This is a genomic window from Bacillus sp. iso_77 (assembly GCF_056173625.1).
On the sequence record NZ_CM149683.1, the window covers coordinates 3,565,653 to 3,583,443 of the forward strand.

General features: G+C 42.4%; 15 protein-coding genes. 5 read left to right on the plus strand and 10 right to left on the minus strand.

Annotation, left to right across the window (positions count from 1 at the left end; translation table 11 throughout):
* Positions 1-4: 4 nt before the first annotated feature.
* The 4 genes from AC0VYC_RS18365 to AC0VYC_RS18380 all read right to left on the minus strand — a co-directional run bounded on the left by AC0VYC_RS18365 (position 5) and on the right by AC0VYC_RS18380 (position 3,990).
* The gene (locus tag AC0VYC_RS18365; protein ID WP_017358632.1) at positions 5-1,186 is read right to left on the minus strand and encodes a NupC/NupG family nucleoside CNT transporter; all 1,182 of its coding nucleotides are present in this window, start codon (positions 1,184-1,186) and stop codon (positions 5-7) included.
* 167 nt (positions 1,187-1,353) lie between these two features.
* Positions 1,354-2,025, minus strand: a complete 672-nt coding sequence (deoC, locus tag AC0VYC_RS18370) for a deoxyribose-phosphate aldolase (RefSeq protein ID WP_327862299.1) — start codon at positions 2,023-2,025, stop codon at positions 1,354-1,356.
* Positions 2,026-2,109: 84 nt separating this feature from the next.
* Positions 2,110-3,054, minus strand: a complete 945-nt coding sequence (locus tag AC0VYC_RS18375; RefSeq protein WP_007498020.1) for a sugar-binding transcriptional regulator — start codon at positions 3,052-3,054, stop codon at positions 2,110-2,112.
* Positions 3,055-3,114: 60 nt separating this feature from the next.
* The gene (locus tag AC0VYC_RS18380; protein WP_475389017.1) at positions 3,115-3,990 is read right to left on the minus strand and encodes an aldose 1-epimerase family protein; all 876 of its coding nucleotides are present in this window, start codon (positions 3,988-3,990) and stop codon (positions 3,115-3,117) included.
* A 239-nt stretch (positions 3,991-4,229) separates the two neighbouring features.
* On the opposite strand from AC0VYC_RS18380, the gene AC0VYC_RS18385 reads away from it, so the two are divergent.
* The gene (locus tag AC0VYC_RS18385; RefSeq protein ID WP_475389019.1) at positions 4,230-6,053 is read left to right on the plus strand and encodes an acyltransferase family protein; all 1,824 of its coding nucleotides are present in this window, start codon (positions 4,230-4,232) and stop codon (positions 6,051-6,053) included.
* A gap of 96 nt (positions 6,054-6,149) precedes the next feature.
* Here AC0VYC_RS18385 and AC0VYC_RS18390 read toward each other — a convergent pair whose 3' ends face one another.
* From AC0VYC_RS18390 to AC0VYC_RS18400, 3 genes are all read right to left on the minus strand, one after another.
* Positions 6,150-7,421: an MFS transporter gene (locus AC0VYC_RS18390; RefSeq protein WP_475389021.1), complete on the minus strand. Its 1,272-nt coding sequence runs from the start codon at positions 7,419-7,421 to the stop codon at positions 6,150-6,152.
* Between the two features lie 220 nt (positions 7,422-7,641).
* On the minus strand, positions 7,642-8,739 hold the full coding sequence (locus AC0VYC_RS18395; RefSeq protein ID WP_039164978.1) for a saccharopine dehydrogenase family protein: 1,098 nt from the start codon (positions 8,737-8,739) through the stop codon (positions 7,642-7,644).
* Positions 8,736-9,443, minus strand: a complete 708-nt coding sequence (locus AC0VYC_RS18400) for a class I SAM-dependent methyltransferase (RefSeq protein ID WP_475389023.1) — start codon at positions 9,441-9,443, stop codon at positions 8,736-8,738. Before AC0VYC_RS18400 ends, AC0VYC_RS18395 begins: the two co-directional genes overlap by 4 nt.
* A 125-nt stretch (positions 9,444-9,568) precedes the next feature.
* On the opposite strand from AC0VYC_RS18400, the gene AC0VYC_RS18405 reads away from it, so the two are divergent.
* The gene (locus tag AC0VYC_RS18405) at positions 9,569-10,576 is read left to right on the plus strand and encodes a helix-turn-helix transcriptional regulator (protein ID WP_475389024.1); all 1,008 of its coding nucleotides are present in this window, start codon (positions 9,569-9,571) and stop codon (positions 10,574-10,576) included.
* Positions 10,577-10,611: 35 nt separating this feature from the next.
* On the opposite strand, the gene yidA is transcribed toward AC0VYC_RS18405, so the two are convergent.
* Positions 10,612-11,424, minus strand: coding sequence for a sugar-phosphatase (gene yidA / locus AC0VYC_RS18410; RefSeq protein ID WP_008345739.1), 813 nt, complete (start codon positions 11,422-11,424; stop codon positions 10,612-10,614).
* A gap of 311 nt (positions 11,425-11,735) precedes the next feature.
* On the opposite strand from yidA, the gene AC0VYC_RS18415 reads away from it, so the two are divergent.
* Together AC0VYC_RS18415 and AC0VYC_RS18420 are read left to right on the plus strand one after the other, a co-directional pair.
* Positions 11,736-12,095 carry a MerR family transcriptional regulator gene (locus AC0VYC_RS18415; RefSeq protein ID WP_007498034.1) on the plus strand — a complete coding sequence of 120 codons (360 nt, stop codon included), beginning with the start codon at positions 11,736-11,738 and terminating at the stop codon, positions 12,093-12,095.
* A 144-nt stretch (positions 12,096-12,239) separates the two neighbouring features.
* Positions 12,240-13,223, plus strand: coding sequence for a Gfo/Idh/MocA family protein (locus AC0VYC_RS18420; protein WP_268430830.1), 984 nt, complete (start codon positions 12,240-12,242; stop codon positions 13,221-13,223).
* A gap of 41 nt (positions 13,224-13,264) precedes the next feature.
* Here the strand turns inward: AC0VYC_RS18420 and AC0VYC_RS18425 are convergent, their stop codons facing one another.
* Positions 13,265-14,779 (minus strand): methyl-accepting chemotaxis protein, encoded by a 1,515-nt coding sequence (locus AC0VYC_RS18425; RefSeq protein ID WP_217967684.1) that lies wholly within the window; start codon positions 14,777-14,779, stop codon positions 13,265-13,267.
* A 318-nt stretch (positions 14,780-15,097) separates the two neighbouring features.
* Here AC0VYC_RS18425 and AC0VYC_RS18430 point away from each other — a divergent pair, with 318 nt between their 5' ends.
* Positions 15,098-16,435, plus strand: a complete 1,338-nt coding sequence (locus tag AC0VYC_RS18430) for an amino acid permease (RefSeq protein ID WP_041092624.1) — start codon at positions 15,098-15,100, stop codon at positions 16,433-16,435.
* 219 nt (positions 16,436-16,654) lie between these two features.
* Here AC0VYC_RS18430 and AC0VYC_RS18435 read toward each other — a convergent pair whose 3' ends face one another.
* On the minus strand, positions 16,655-17,755 hold the full coding sequence (locus AC0VYC_RS18435; RefSeq protein ID WP_058337124.1) for a DNA alkylation repair protein: 1,101 nt from the start codon (positions 17,753-17,755) through the stop codon (positions 16,655-16,657).
* Positions 17,756-17,791 lie beyond the last annotated feature (36 nt).

Consider the following 17,791-nt stretch of genomic DNA (forward strand, 5'->3'; position numbering starts at 1 on the left):
TAGTTTAGTAAATCAAACCGACAACGCCTGCTGTTAAGAAGCTGACGAGTGTTGCACCGAATAACAGCTTTAATCCAAAGCGTGCGACAACGTTTCCTTGTTTTTCATTTAAGCCTTTCACTGCTCCAGCAATGATACCGATAGACGAGAAGTTCGCAAATGACACAAGGAATACAGAAATGATCGCTTCTGTACGAGCAGTGAAATGAAGACCGTCGCCAGATAGAGCAAGCATCGCTACAAATTCGTTAGATACCATTTTGGTCGCCATAATACTTCCTGCTTGTACCGCTTCACTCCAAGGTACACCAACAAGGAAAGCAAATGGTGCAAACACATATCCAAGTACATCTTGGAAAGAAACACCGATGGCAGCTGTGAAAATGCCATTAATCATCGCAATTAATGCAACGAATCCAATCAACATCGCAGCCACAACAATGGCTACTTTGAAACCATCCATAATGTATTCGCCGAGCATTTCGAAGAAAGATTGTCTTTCTTCTTCTACGACTTCAAGCATGTCTTCGTCTTTAGACACTTCATATGGATTGATGATAGACGCAATAATAAATCCACCAAATAGGTTCAGCACAAGTGCTGTAACAACGTACTCCGGTTTAATCATTTGCATATACGCACCGACAATGGACATTGATACAGTCGACATCGCAGATGCACACAATGTATAAAGACGCTGTTGAGGTAATAATCCAAGCTGCTTCTTAATGGAAATGAACACTTCGGATTGACCTAAAATCGCTGACGCTACGGCGTTGTAAGATTCTAGTTTCCCCATTCCATTGACTTTACTAAGCAAATACCCAATTCCGCGTACGATCAGCGGAAGGATACGCCAATGCTGCAGGATACCAATCAAGGCAGAAATGAAGACGATCGGCAGCAAGACATTGATAAAGAAAGTTGACGCATTATCATTCATTAAACCGCCAAATACGAAGTTGATCCCTTCACCAGCATAGCCTAGAAGCATTTGGAATCCTTTTGCAAAGCCCCCGACTAGGAAGTTCCCAACACCTGTATTGAGCAGAATATAACCTAAAATAAATTGCAGTACAATCATGACAATGACTGGACGGAATTTCACTCGCTTTTTCCCGTTACTTGCCAGCCATGCAATGGCGAGAATCACCAGCAAACCGATAATACCAATGACGTATTTCATGTTTTTCCTCCTTGAATGAATTCGTTTACATTAATGTGCTTGTATGGAACAAACCCTATTTCGCAAACAAATTGCGGAAGAAAATCCCAGAAATGAGATCCTTCCGCATATGACTTTTTCATCATCTAATGAGTCATGATTGTTATCCTACCATAGGATCGTATGAATTAATAGTCTTTAGAAGGAGCTGATTGATCCCCTTTAATAATGGAAACGCCTGCACTGGCACCAATACGGGTTGCGCCTACAGCTGTCATCGCTTCTACGTCTTCTTTTGTTCTCACGCCGCCTGATGCTTTGACACCGATGTCAGGTCCAACTGTTTTACGCATTAATGCGATGTCCTCAGCTGTTGCACCGCCTGTACTAAATCCAGTCGATGTTTTGACGAAATCAGCGCCAGCTTTTACAGAAAGTTCACAAGCTCGTACTTTCTCTTCATCTGTGAGTAAACAAGTTTCAATGATGACTTTCACTAAGGCTTTGCCTTTTGCTGCGTCTACAACGGCACGAATATCTTGTTCAACTGCATCATATTCGCCATCTTTCAATGCCGCAATATTGATGACCATGTCCACTTCAGTTGCACCGTTTTCAATGGCATCCTTTGTTTCAAATGCTTTCACTGCTGTGGTGTTTGCACCTAACGGGAAACCGATGACTGTACATACATCAACGCCTGTTCCTTCTAGTTCTTTCGCCGCAAGAGATACCCAAGTTGGGTTCACACAAACGGAAGCAAATTGATATGTCTTTGCTTCTTCTAGTAACTGCATGATCGCAGCTTTAGATGTATCTGGTTTTAGTGCTGTATGATCAATGAGCTTTGCTATTGTCATGATTCACACTTCCTTTTAAATATGATACTTTCATCTTAAATGACTATTGAACAATTGTAAATATAGTTATTAAATTTTGTTCATCTATTTTGTGACATTTAAAAGAGCTCTTGCTGTGTGCTGATCGATCATCAATACGTTCGCATATTTTCCTCTCAGCGCCCCATGGATAGAGGCAACCTTTCGATGTCCACCAGCCACAAGAATGGAGCGCTCTTTTGTTCTCAAATCATCCAGCTCCACACCGATTGTGCGATTGTTAATCGCTTCACTGCAAATGCGTCCTTCTTGATCATAAAAACGCGAACAGATATCTCCAACACTGGATGTCTTGAGCAGCGCCTTTTCTTCTTCACGGAAATAACCAAGCCTAAACAAAAGCGCCTCATCTCTTACCGTCCCAACAGTAAACACAGCGATATTTGCCTGTTTGCCCATTTCAATAATGCGCTGAATATGTCTGTCCTGTTCGACCATCTCTTTAACGGCGGCACTATCGAACACAACAGGCAGTGGCAAATAGCGTGGTGCCGTTTGAAAAGCTGATGCAAACAGCTGAATCGTTTCCGCAGAATAAGTATTCACATGTGAATGGCTGATTCCACCTTTCAGCTGAACCACTTCTACCCCTTTTACCTGTTTAGGTTGCATCTTTTGAGCAATTTGATACATCGTGGTGCCCCAGCTCACTCCAACGATATCGCCGTCTTTCACCGTATTCTGAAGATAATCTGCACCAAACCGGCTCAAGTAATCAGTAATCGTTGGATAATCGTCCTTTGGCGAAAATACCACATGAGCCTCGAGCAGATCATATTTTTCTTTCAACAATAAGGATAGCTCATTTAAATCCTCAAATGGGTCCATCACTGTAATTTGGACGTACCCTTTTTCCTTCGCATACTGAAGCAGACGAGACACCGTTGGCCTCGACAGGTCAAGCTGCTTGGCGATTTCCTGCTGACTGTAATCAGATAAGTAATAGAGCCTTGCTGCTTCAATACTTAATTGCTGTTTCTCCCGATCCATTCGTACGCCTCCTTTTCTCCTCTATCATAACAAATTGTTCACTTCACCATGCACAAATGTTCATTTAAAGAAAATGGTGTAGGCTGCGTGAAAGGTCTCTTGCTTCTCTAAGGTTTGAATGCCGAATTTCTCCTTATACTGCCCGTTTGTCCCTTCCATATCAGCGATCCCATACCAAGGCTCAATACAAACAAAAGGAGCCATTGTTCCCTTTTCTTGATCATATGGAGACCAAATACCAACGAACGGAAAACCACTGAGATCGACCTCAACGCCGTGACCTGCTTGAGAAGTCAATGATACTTGATCAATATGACTAAAGATCATTGCATCGTTCTGAAAAAGTTCTGGGTGAAGTTGAATCGGCTCAAACTCAACACCTTTCTCCTTCTCTCTCACAAGTGAATCATGAAGTTCATATTGAATTGGATCATGTTCGGTGGAAGGTATCAATGTGAGTGAATAATCAGCTGTCTGCTCGCCTTCAACAAGCGGGACATGAAATGCCGGATGCCCGCCAATCGAGAAATACATCGTGCCATCTCCTTCATGAACAATTTCCCAGGAAATCGTTAGTCCATTTTCCGACAGTGCATAACTGATGCGCGCTGTAAATTCATACGGATATTGTGACGTGTGACGGCCATTTGATTGATATTGAAAAACCACCTGATCTTTTGCTTCTTCAAATAGTTCAAAATCAACATCACGCAAAAATCCATGCTGCGAGAGTTGATACGTTTGATCGTCTATCTTGTATTGATCATCCTTCAACCGTCCTACAATCGGAAATAAGACGGGCGACACCCTGCCCCAATAAGCAGGGTCACCAGACCACATATATTGACGTCCACTTTCTTTATGAAGCACCTCTCTCACCTCGGCACCTCTCTCATTGATTTGAACCAATAACAGATCATTTTCAATCGTTTTCATTCAACACATCCCCTTTCCTTCTTTTTTTATTATGACAGGGATTTTCGGTTTGAGTATAAAAATAAGAATCCCTCAAGCCTTAGAATGTTTCTTCATATAAAAAAATTTAAAAAAAGACAGAAATTCGCCAACAAAATGTAATGCTGATTCGTCTAATCTTATATAAAATAAAAGAATCGTTGTTCTTTTGGAGTGACAACAAAAAAGACGCGTTTGACATTGATGGGGGATTCTTTTTCATGAACAGCAAGGAAAACCGTTTACGTTACATATTAGGATTAGATGGGCTGAGAGCTGTTGCCGTATTGGCGGTCATTGCTTATCACTTACATATTGGACCTGCGAGCGGCGGGTTTCTTGGCGTTGATTTGTTTTTTGTGATTTCTGGTTACTTGATTACAACCATCTTGCTGCATAAGCAGGATTTGGGCTATCAAGAGCTTCTGCCTTTTTGGATGGGCCGCATCAGAAGGCTGCTTCCAGCTGCCTACGTCATGATTTTTTTAATCGTCAGCTGGTGCGCCATTGCTGGTTCAAATGCATTAATGTCCATTCGTGGCGATGCCTTATCGTCCTTTTTTTATGTGAGTAACTGGTGGTACATTTTTCATCAGCTCTCTTACTTTGACAGCTTCAATGCTGTATCTCCACTAAAAAATTTATGGTCTTTGGCGATTGAAGAGCAATTTTATCTCATTTGGCCGGTACTGTTGATTGCTGGACTGAAATGGGTGAAAAATAGATCCCATCTTCCTATGATCACCTTTGGTCTGGCACTTGTATCTGCTTTATGGATGGCCATTCTCTATTCACCGGATACTGACCCGAGCAGGATCTATTATGGAACAGACACACGTGCGTTTGCACTCCTCATCGGGTGCAGTCTTGCATTTGTCTGGCCCATGCACAGACTTTCCAGCAGAAAATTACTTCCTATCGGCAGACGTATGTTACAAATAGCCGGATTCGGTTCGATGGTCATTTTCCTCTTATGTGTTTATGCAGTCGACGAATTTGACGGCTTTCTCTACCAAGGCGGTATGCTTTTATTCTGTTTGAATGCAGCGATCTTAATTGCGTGTGTCTGCCATCCTGCCAGTCTTATTGGGAAATGGCTGTCTTTTCAACCACTCGTTTGGCTCGGAAAGCGGTCTTATGGCATCTACTTATGGCATTATCCAATTATCGTGCTGACCACACCGGTCATTGAGATTGGACAGCCTTCCATGGGACGTGTCACATTGCAGCTCATCGCAATTCTACTCATATCAGAGGCTTCCTATCGTTTGATCGAACAGCCGATTCGTAAACTCGGGTTTAGACACTATTTTGCCTCTTGGTCGATTTGGAAAACAGGAATCAAGCAATGGTCTATGTCCAATAAAGTGTTTCTTGGGATTGCCGCAGTCCTTTTGATTTTATTTACCATTGGCATGTCTAGCTCGTCTCATATATCCCCGCATGCGCAAGAAGTCACACAAATTAAGACAGCGCCCCAAAAGGCAGGCGGTCAGACAGAATCAAAAGTGAAGAAAAAGAAAGACAAACATGAGAAAAAAGCAGCGGATCCTAAACAATTTCACCAAGTTCTTGCCATTGGTGATTCCGTCATGTTAGACATTGGTTCAAATTTAGAAAAGGCCTATGAACCCATCACCATTGACGCAAGGGTCGGAAGGCAAATGAACGAAGCCATCCGCATCGCCCCTCAATATGCTTCTTTTAACAAGGCTGATGCCGCTGTTATTATTGAGCTTGGCACAAATGGTTATTTTACAGAGGGGACTTTGACCTCATTCATTCAACATTTCTCGAAGGCACATATTTTTCTTGTGAACACTCGCGTTCCAAGATCTTGGGAAAATGATGTGAATGCAGTCATTGAGCGTGTGGCCAATCAACACCACAATGTGAGCTTAGTCGATTGGCATTCAGCCGCTACCGGACAGCCATCCTATTTTCAGCCAGATGGTGTTCATCTTTCCACAAAAGGCTCTGACACATTGACTGAGCTCATTAAAGCCAGTATCAAGAAAAAAGGAGATGTGTCCTCGGCATCATAAGAAGACTAGCATCCTGTGAAGAGAGATTCAAAAAAGACATGCTTTCCTATGATTGGAGGCATGTCTTTTTTTGTGATGGATGAGCACGGAGCTGCATTATGTTTTACTTTTAAAAGACCAAACGATGACAGGGATGAGAATTAACGATAAAATTCCTCCGCTTAAAGATAATGTAGCATAACTCGTATTCGCCATGACCATTCCTGAAAGGGCACCGCCAGAAGCACCTGCTAACGCAACAAAAACATCGAGTGTTCCTTGGGTTTTTGCCCGGTTTGATGGTTCTGTAGAATCCACTATTTGAGCAGTACCACTAATTAAACCAAAGTTCCATCCCAATCCAAGTAAAGACAAAGCAATGATTAATAGAACCATTGAATCACTTGGTGCGAATGCTGCTAATAAACCAGCAAGTAACAATGTGATGCCCGACGCTATGCTCATAGCTGTTCGTCCTAGTTTATCTACAAGTACACCCGTGATAGGTGAAGGAAGATACATGGCTCCTATATGAAAACCAATCACAATGCCCACTTCGGCTAATCCATGACCATGATGCTGCATATGCACCGGTGTCATGGTCATGAGTGCCACCATGACAATTTGAGTTAAGATCATCACTGTGGCACCTACTGTAAGCCCTTTTTTATCTGTTTTTTTATCAGCAGCATCTGATTTATTTCCATGCCCATGTTCTGCTTTGTAAGTTGCTATTCTTCGGGCAATGTCTAATGGATCAGGACGCAGCAGAATAAAAAGGACAAGACCAGCTACAATAAATGCTACTGCTGATAAAATAAAAGGACCGGCAAGTGCTGGAACACCAATGGACACTGCAAATTTACCCATCACTTCAACTAAATTCGGACCTGCTACTGCTCCAAATGTTGTCATGACCATTGTTGTACTAATTGCAGTTGCACGCTGTTTAGAATTTGCTAAGTCCGTCCCAGCATAACGCGCTTGTAAGTTCGTGGATGTTCCTGCTCCGTAAATGAAGAGCGATGCAAATAATAAAATGACACTATTCATCATAGCTGCCAGCACAACGCCAATTGCTCCGAGCCCTCCAACAACAAAACCTGTCGATAAACCGATGCGTCGTCCATAACGTTGCGAAAGCTTTCCTACAATGAAAGCTGACCCAGCTGACCCCAAAGTAAATAAAGCGATTGGGACTCCTGCATATGCTTCAGTTCCAAGCATTTGTTGTGCTAAAATGGCACCTACCGTAATCCCTGCAGCTATTCCAGCCCCTCCAAATATTTGCGATAGACTGACAACAAACAATACTCGTTTATATAAATTTTTCAATTTTTGGGGTGAATCTATATAATTCTTCACTACATCTTGTTCTGTATCTAACACTTGTAAACACCCACTTGAGATTTATTTGCCCAATGTAACCATTATATCAGGTCCGACTACAATCCTTGATTTAAATCTCTTCCACCTCTCGGCCATTTACATCGAGAGCAAGCGGTTGTTTTCGGATCATAGACACCTTGTTTTGAAATGGATCATGAATAAAGCGCCCACATGACTGACCTGTACTTTTGAGCTGATGCGTATCTTTTGTCGTTTTCTTTTATGCCGTTAAAAGGCTGGCTCTCAATGCTAGTGCGTGCTTTTCCTTCGTTTTTTGATCCACCAACGCAAAATCACCATTCTCATACGCTAATGAAAATAATTCTTCGATATGAAAAACACCTGCCTGAAACTGCTTGCTCAATACATGCAGTGCCACAGCACTGGCGACTTGAGCCGTTGCTTGAGACTCATCGCGACCTTTTATTCCAAGCGCTGCTTGATGAATTTCGTTACCCTTCATTCCTACCGCTTCCACTTTCACTGCATATTGATCTGTACCCATTTGAGCAGATTGAATCAGTGAAATGGCACGTTCCTTGATTTTCGGCATCGTGAGAAGGGACGTCATTCCGAGTTTCCTTGTGAGAGCAAATGCACGTGTCGCTACGCCAGAATCAAAACAGAGCCTTGTTGTCACAGAAGGCACATGGAGCGTCGAAGGCAATGTTTGCTGGTCAGAGAAAGGGAACTGATAGGCTTGCCGCTTTCCAAGCGTTTTGCCAAAATCAATGCGTTTCCCTCCAGTAAAACTTTTGACTTTCTTTCGCTGATGATTCTTCGTCAGCTCATAATCCGTATGCACATGATCAAGCGTCCATTCAATAGCTGCTTTTCCATGCTGGTCACCTAGCCCAAGCATGATACTAATATCAATTTGCTCCACAGAGGTCAGAATAGATGCCGCCTTCGCTGCAAGCAAATTGGTGAGACCAGGTGCAAGGCCTACGCTCAGCACAGCCGTTGCGTTCAATTGCTGTTGATGGACCTTTGCTAGCTTCTCAATATAGGCTCCTTTTGCCGAAATATCGAGATAATCAATACCTGATCGTAAGCATGTTTCAGCAAATGACGTGTCATCTTGATCCAGACACATGATCACGAGTCTCGTTTCATCCATCCAGTCCGTATCCATTGGTTGTCTTACGTCTATCTGAAATGGACGTACACGCCCATTCGTTTGGCGTGCAAATTGTTCAGCCTTCTCATAACTTCGGCCAGCCGCAAAGACTTGCCCAGGATACACGTCACTTAATTGAAGACATATTTGCTGCCCCACATGTCCATAACCGCCTATCACCATCACTTTTGACCTCATTTTCCAACCGCCTTTCTATCGCCTCTTTTACAAACAATCCCTTTGATCATGCCCGCTTGAAAATAAGGTCTGATGTCTTGAAATCCTGCTTCGGTTAATTGTGCTGTCATCTTTTCTTCAGACACGGGATATGTTGTGACACCCAGCCTTTCTCGGAAGGACGTAAACACTTCCTTTCCCAAGCCTTGACGCTTCATGAATAGAGAAAGCATATGAAGCTCCTGCTGAAATGTCGGCGTTTCCGGGTCTCCTTGAATAAACGCCAACACGAGAGGAGCCCCTGGTTGAAGCCGGCGGGCGATCTCCTGTAAAAAGGTCAGCTGATCTTTTACAAAATGAATGACAAGCAAACTTACTGCTGCATCGTACAACTTTTCAACCGGCACTTTGTCTAAGGCCATCTCATACCATGTGACGCGATCTTGCATATGAAGCTGTGCCACTCTGCGCTTGGCCATCTCAAGCATGGTTGGAGATGGATCAACCCCTGTGATATGCCAGTTTTTATTTCTTTGAAGCATGTTGATGATCTCTTCGCCCCCACCTGCTCCGACTGTTAACATGCGAGAAGCCGCTCCCATTAATTCGATTTCTACTCTATCCACTGTCAGCTCATGCAAAAGATGATAGCCCGGTACTTTATGTGCAATTGTCGCTGCATAGGATTCAGCAACAGGATCATGCCAATGTTGATTTACACTCATATGTCTTCTCCTCCAGTTTCCTCTTTGCTTCGTTTCCTTTACACTAACGGTATGTTATCTTCATTGTAAGAAGATAGATGAGAAAAAACGATCCCTAAAAGTAGGGATATTGAGGAGGAGATCAAATGAACAATCCAGCCGCTCATTTTCAGCAGCTGAGAAAAAGCATTCGAGATGAACTTGCTGCTATCTGTGATTTTGATGCTGCCTGTATCACAACCATTGATCCAGCTACTCTCCTCTCGACGGGTTCTTTTACAGATGAACCGATTGAAGCCATACATAACGAGCTGTTTCAAAATGAATATTTAAAAAAAGATGTGCACCAGCATGAAGATCTAGCGAAAGGTCCTGTCCACGCTGCCAGTCTCGTCCAAAGCGGAGAATACATCAATAGTGGTCGATACCAGCACATTTTATTACCTAACGGATGGGCAGATGAATTGCGGGCAGCCCTTGTGATTCAAGGTGAATGCTGGGGAATCGCCAGCCTTTATCGGAAAAAGGAGAAGGAACCTTTTCATGAACAAGATATACAAGCGGTTAGTCGCCAAACACCAGCACTCGCAGCCAAACTGAGAGATGAACTTTTTAAAAGAAGAGAAACGGAAGAAGATGAAACGGCGGAACACCAAGGCTTCCTCATTCTTTCACACGATTACCATCTTCTTTATGGAAATGAAACCGGACTTCATTGGCTCCACACCTTCCAAACCTTTGAGCAAATTCATGACGGTGCCATCATGCCCCGTCCGTTTAGAGCATTAGGTGCTAAGCTTTTATATGGCGGCGGTGACCAAACAGCGGTCAGCATCACCAGAATGCCGACAGGGCGTTTTCTCTCTCTTCAAGCATTTCGTTTAGCACAGGCAGCCGGGCAGGAAGAGGCTGTCATGATTCATATTAAACGAGCTCAAACAAGTGAAATCCTTCCTTATATAGCGAAAACATATCGGCTAACAGAAAGAGAAATGAACGTCCTTGACTGTTTAATAAAAGGACAATCCACAAAGGAAATTGCCAGTACGTTATTTATCTCGCCTCATACGGTGCATGATCATGTAAAGGCGATGCTCGAAAAAACAAATTTGAACAGCAGACGTATGCTTGTTTACTTTTTCTCACACATATAAAAAAGCGGCTACCTCATTGGTAGACCGCTCTTTCTTTATTTTCCGATGACTCGCTCATGCAGGACATGTGCGACTCCTGCTTCGTTATTGGATTTTGTCACAACATCCGCAACTGCTTTGACATCTTCAATGGCATTTCCCATCGCAACGCCACAGCCCGCAAATTCTAGCATCGACACGTCGTTCCCATTGTCACCAATCGCCATCACTTCTTCACGAGAAATCCCCAGTTCATGCGCTAGAAGCTTCACGGCATTCCCTTTGCTCACATCAGGATGAAGAATTTCTAGGAAGAAATCTGTGCTTTTTACCATCATGTACTGATCCTTCACTTCAGATGGAATGGCTTGTATCGTCTTTTCCAAACGTTCCGGCTGATCAATATACATCATCTTCGGAAGTCTCATGGATGGGTCTGCCTCTTCGACAGGTAAATACTTAAGCGGCAATTTCGTTAAATACGATTCAAGTACCGTGTATTCACTAATATCCCGATTTGGTGTGTATAGATGAGCCGAATCGAAATAATGCATAGGTGTATCCAGCTGACGGCTCAGTTCATATAAAGAAGTCAAATCATCATAGGATAAAGTTAATTCTGATACGACTTCATTTGTATGGCTGTTTTGTACAAGCGCTCCGTTATAGGCGATGACATAATCCCCCTCTTGATCAAGCTGCAGCTCTTTTAAATAGCGATGCACCCCGCCAATCGGCCGGCCTGTACATAAAACAATTTTAACGCCTTCTGCCTTCGCCTGTTGAATGGCTTCAAACACCTCATCCGGCACCATATGCTGATCATTTAATAACGTACCATCCATATCAATTGCGACTAATTTATACATTCACTGCTCCCCTTTTCTCAGCAAAACGTGCTGTCACTATTTTGAGTGATCATCTACATAATCACATGCTATTCATCATACTATGTACCTATTTTAGCCTATCGTTTTTTTCTCACGCTGTCTACTTGTTCCTATCTGTAACAAAAAATCACTTCATCCTCATCTATTATAACCTATTCTATGGAATCCGCTGTGAATAGAAGAGACCTGTCATTTTAACACTATGAAAAGGAACAAATGTTCATCGGAGAATATTTTGAAACTAGCAAATCTAATTGTATGATGGATAGCAAAGAAAGGAGGTGCAGGGAATGATTACATTTACGAGAGGAAAATTGTCAAAAATGTCTGGTGTACATATTGAAACCATTCGTTTTTATGAAAATGAGGGTGTGCTCCCCGAGCCTAAGAGAGCACATAACGGCTATCGTTTATATGATAAAAAATATGTACTCATGCTATCCTTTATCACTGAAGCAAGAAAGCTAGATTTCTCACTCAAAGAAATTCGAGAAATTATCACGTCACTATTCGAGAAACAGTCAAAAACAGAAGCGGAACAGCTGCTCGAACAAAAAGTAGAAGATATTCAAAAATCCATTCAAGAGTTAAAAAAGAGGAAGGCGGCCATTCAACTGTTAACGAAACAAACATTAGCTAACATTAGTTAATTGTAGAGACTGCCAAAGATGTGCCGGTATTTTTTACTGGCACCCCTCTGCGCCTAGCTGTTAAGTACACGTTGTATGAAAACATCAGGTATACTAGAGACAGCTTGACGTGACATCAATCGTATGAAAGGGGTTATGAATAGAATGAGAATAGCAACCATTGGAACAGGTGTGATTGTGGAAGGTTTCCTCCAGGCAATTGAACAGCTTGAAGGTGCTTCTTGCCACGCTGTCTATTCAAGAAAGGAAACGACGGCAAAGAAACTCGCAGATCAATTTGGGGTGCAAACGACTTATACGGATTTAACCACTATGTTAGAAGATCCCCATATAGAAGCGGTATATATCGCATCACCCAATCGTTTACATAGCGAGCATGCCACGGCTGCATTGAAACACGGAAAACATGTGATTTGCGAAAAGCCTTTTACCTCTAATGTGAAAGAACTAGAAGCCTTAATCGCTCTCGCAAAGGAAAAGCAGCTCTTCCTATTTGAAGCCATTACGACCGTTCATATGCCCAACTATCATTTAATCAAAAAACACCTTCATCAATTAGGCAGAATCAAACTCGTTCAATGCAACTACAGTCAATATTCAAGTAAATATGATCAGCTGCTCGCCGGGGAAACGCCGAATGTCTTTAACCCAGAGTTTTCTGGCGGTGCCCTCATGGATATTAACATTTACAATGTTCATTTCATTATGAATCTATTTGGTTCACCGAAAGACATTCGTTACCAGGCCAACCGCCATCCAAACGGCATCGACACATCTGGTGTTTTAACTTTTACTTACAATGATTTCATCGCCACAAGTGTTGGCAGCAAAGATACAAGCAGTATGAATTTCGCTTTGATTCAAGGGGAAAAAGGGTTCCTGCATGTGAAAAATGGTGCGAATGGCTGTGAGGAAGTGTTGCTGCATATAGGTGAACAAGTCACTTCACTCAATGCACAAACCAATTCAAACCGCCTGTTTTATGAAGCAGAAGCATTTCAGCATATCATTGAAACAGGAAATGTCGAAAAGTGTTATGAATGGCTTGATGACAGCCTTTCTGTCATGAAGGTTCTTGAAACCGCTAGGAAAGACGCCGGTATTGTTTTCCCAGCAGATCATGCTTAAATAAAAAAACCGCCTTCTGATGAAAAGGCGGTTTTTTGGCATTAGATACTCTTTGAATATGCCACCAGACGCTGAGACATATGATTCACTTCATCAACTGAAGCGTTCACTTGCTCTGTCAAAGCAGCCTGTGTTTGCGTAAGAGCTGTCATATTGGAGATATTTTCAAGAATTTGATCGATTTGTGTTTTCATTTCAGTTAAACTAGATTCGATATTTTCTGTCGCATTGGCACTATGAAGCGCTAGCTTACGTACTTCATCGGCAACGACTGAGAAACCGCGGCCCTGCTCGCCTGCTCTTGCTGCTTCAATTGCGGCATTCAAACCAAGCAGATTCGTTTGGTTTGCCACTTCTTTGATCAAGTCTGAAATGTTCTTCGTCTCATCTGCACTGTTTTTCGCCAGATTAGCAGCAGACGTTGACTGCTCTTGGGCGACAGCAAGCTCCTGTGCTTGGTTTGTCACAGAACTGATGCCAGATACCATCTCACTAATAGAACTTGAAAGCTGCTCTACTTGGGAAGCCATTTCATGGGCTGTTTTTTCTTTATTTTTTTCTAACGTAATATCACGAATCGTTCCTGCGACACGTAAAGGGACACCCTTCTCATCACGAATGGTTTCACCGCCCGCATGATACCAGCGGTACTCGCCATTTTTACTCTGCAATCTATAATCAATGTCAAATGGTGTACGGCCAGAATGATCATTTAAGTGATCCGCAAAGGCTTGGAGAGCCGATTCTTTATCTTCAGGATGCAAACGATCACTCCAGCTGCTCAACACGTTCGGGAAATCCTTTTCATCTATAAAACCAAGCGTTTTTCTAAACTGCGGAGACCACCAGAATTCATTGTTTGGATTGACAGGATCGCCAGCCTCTACAACCATATCCCAAGGAGCTTCCACAAGCGCACGGTTGATCAAGTCATATCTTGTCACGAATGCTTGCAGCTCTTCTTCTTTCAATTTCTGATCATGAATATCAAAAAGAGCCCCTGCCACACGAAGAGGTACCCCATTTCGATCTCGAATCGTCGTTCCAGTTGCTTTGAACCAGCGATACTCGCCATTTTTCAACTTCAGACGATACTCGATATCATACGGTGTACGGCCAGAATGATCCAATAAATGCGCAGAGAATGCATTCAAGGTGTATTCCTGCTCATCTGGATGAATTCGAGATGCCCAGCTGTCTAAGACATTCGGAAAATCGTTTTCATTCTGAAAACCTAGCATTTTGCGGAAATCATCTGTCCATGTGAATTCGTTTTTTGGATTCACAGGATCTCCTGCTACAACCGTCATATCCCATAGACCCACTTGAATCGCTTTTGTCACTAAATTCATACGCATATGAATATCTTCTTGCACTTCTTGCATCTTTTGCAACGCTTCATTTATTTGAGCCACTGCTTCTATTGTTTGACTAGAAGAGAATGCAGCAGTATCAATTCTGGCTGAAAAATCTCCCTTCTCAATTCGTTCAACTAATTGACTGCTTTCACTAAGAAGGGCTTCCGACGATGAATCACTTGCTTTTCTCATAAACATCTTCAATAACTCCTTTCATTCTTTCATACATTTTTGAAATATTTTACAATTATAAACAATTCTTTATTAGGACTTTAGTAACACAAAAGATATATCGACAAAAACTGAAAATTGTTTATGTCAGAATGAAGGCAAATGTTCATTTTTTCACGAAGTTTTAGATTTTGGGGATGGGTCATGGAAAAGATTTATGGAAGAAAACGGCTCAATTGATAGAATCAACCGCCTATTTTGTCTGAAAAATCTCTTTTTTTATATTGACACTGACCGCTCGAAAAAAGAAAATGGAACATAAGCATTTTAAAAAAGGAGAACGTCATGAGCGCGAATCAGGAACAACACGAATTAAAAAAGCTTTTATCGCCGCGTCATATTCGCATGATTGCGATGGGCGGGGTCATTGGTACAGGAATCTTTAAAGGAAGTGCCGATACAATCGGCTTAGCAGGTCCTGGAGTCATCTTTTCCTATGTATTTGCTGGATTGCTTCTTCTCATTGTCATGGCGGCTTTAGCTGAAATGGCCATCGTCTACCCGGGGAATAACCTTCGCGACCTCATACAGATTGCGCTTGGTCAACGTTTTTCATTTGTTGTAGGATGGGTTTACTGTTTTATGTGGCTCACTGTATGTGTCATTGAAATTATTGCAGCGGGCAGTTTGCTTCAATATTGGATGCCGAACGTACCATTATGGTCTTTATGTTTACTTTGCTCGCTCTTAGTCATCGGAATTAATTTAAATAATGTAAAATACTTTGGTGAAATTGAGTTTTGGTTCGCTGGAATGAAGATTTTCGTTATTATTGTGTTTATTCTTCTCGGTGCTGCATTATTATTTGGAATCATTCCGAGCGAACAAAGCACGCCTGTTCTCACCAATTACCAAAACTTTGTCCCGAACGGATGGGGTGCTGTCTTTGCCTCATTATTAGTGGTGATCTTCTCGTATGGAGGCTCTGAATTGATCGGGCTGACCATTACAGAAACAAAGGATGCAGAAAAGGTATTACCTGGTGTTGTCAAAAGTATGATGTGGCGCATCATCTTGTTTTACACACTGCCGATTTTGATTATTTGTGGACTCATTCCTTGGAATCAAATTGATCCGAATAACAGTCCTTTTGTCCAAGTCTTTTCAGCAGCTGGCATGCAAGGTGCCTCTCACTTCATTAATTTCGTCTTAATTACAGCCGTTCTATCTGCCGCCAACTCTGGTATTTACGGCACGACGAGAATGATTCATTCTCTATCTAAATCAGACGGCGGTCCAAAAAAGCTGGCACAGGTCAACAAAAGAGGTGTACCTATTTTAAGTTTATGGGTGACCGTTCTGTTTCTTTTAATCGGAACCTTCTTTGCTTACTTGTACCCAGATCAAATTTTCAGCTATATGCTGGCTATTCCTGGTTTTGCGGTTTCTCTTATTTGGATCAGCATCTGTCTGGCTCATTTGAAATTGCGTCCAAGATATCCGCAGGAGCCGTATTTCAAAGTTTGGTTATTTCCGTATTTCACTTTATTTGCTGGTCTTGTACTCAGTGTCAGTTTTGTTCTGTTCCTATTCAGACCAGAGAACTTACCTAGCTCGATTATCAGTATCGGTTTCTTAGCAGCCGCCATCATTGCTTCATTCTTAATGAAAAAGAAAGCTTAGAAACGCAAGCAAAAACCCGCCTCAATGGCGGGTATCAGATTGTTGATAAAGGGCTAAAATGAACTTGATTTTAGCCCTTTGTCTTCTTTTCAGCGTGATAGAAAACCTTTGCAGTCCAGGAAGGACGAGTACTGGCGCAGAGCGAATTTGATATTCGTGAGCACCAGCACGCAGGACTGACAAAGAATGCGAGGGTTTGTCTACACGCTGAAACCCGCCTCAGTGGCGGGTTTTTTCATGAGCAGCTGCTGTGACTTCGAAATCGACAGACGCTTTTGGGATGCCGTTGATGATGATGGTTAATGTATGAATGCCCTCATAGTGCTTTCTCGTTGTCATATTTTGAAACGACTGTGATCGGACAAATTCTCTATGCAGGGCCGATCCTGTATCAAATTCTGTGATTTTAAATACCTTTTGATTGCGTGTACCACGAGCTTTCACGTAATCAATGGCATACTCTACGCGCAGCTTTAATGACTTATCTGCCTGAAGAATAAAATGAAACGTCAGCTTCTCTCCAATACGAACGGGGTCTTGCGTCACCTTCAAATCCGTTACTTGGATAGACGGATCATCTCCATAGCCAAATAAAGCCATGATATCTGGATCACCTTTTTTCAATAACGTACGGGATGCATGTTTGACAATCCAGTTTGTATGTTCATTGGTTCCATACCAGCTTTTGACCATTTGCTTCATGAGGTCTGGCTGAATTGCAGAAATATCATTTAAATGATTCGCTACACTTTTTTGCACATACTTGGCCGAATCTGACTTCAAATTTTCTAGAATGGGCAGCGTGACAGAAGGGTCCTTTTTCAGCACAGGGACGGATAATCCCCACGGCAAACGAGGCCTGCACCCTTCACTAGCGAGACGGCGAATATGTTCATTTTGATCCTGTGACCACACAAGCATCTGCGCCAGCATTTTCTCTTGATCTTGAATGAGAAAAGGTCGAACGGCAAATTCAGCAGTGGAAAACGGTGTAAAGAATTCAAGTGCTTTGATCGAGATATCCCAATGGTCAACACCATATGTCTCGACATAGTCTGGAAATACGAGCGCACTGAGCCCTGTAAAATGCGGTGCTGTCTGACGCAGTACATCGATTGCCTTCTCATAATCTTCAGGCAGACAGGCGTGCATCGATTCAGTCACTCTTCTCATTCGTCCTTTTAACTCCAGCTGCTCCCAATCCTCTTGAAACACGAGCTGCTGAAAGTGATCAGCATCAAATACAGTTGACGCTTGCGCCAGTTTTTCTGCTAAATGTTGAATAAATGGTTCATTATATACATGTTTTAATGGTTCGATCATGTCCGCCTCCCATAGCTCAATATCATTATTTTA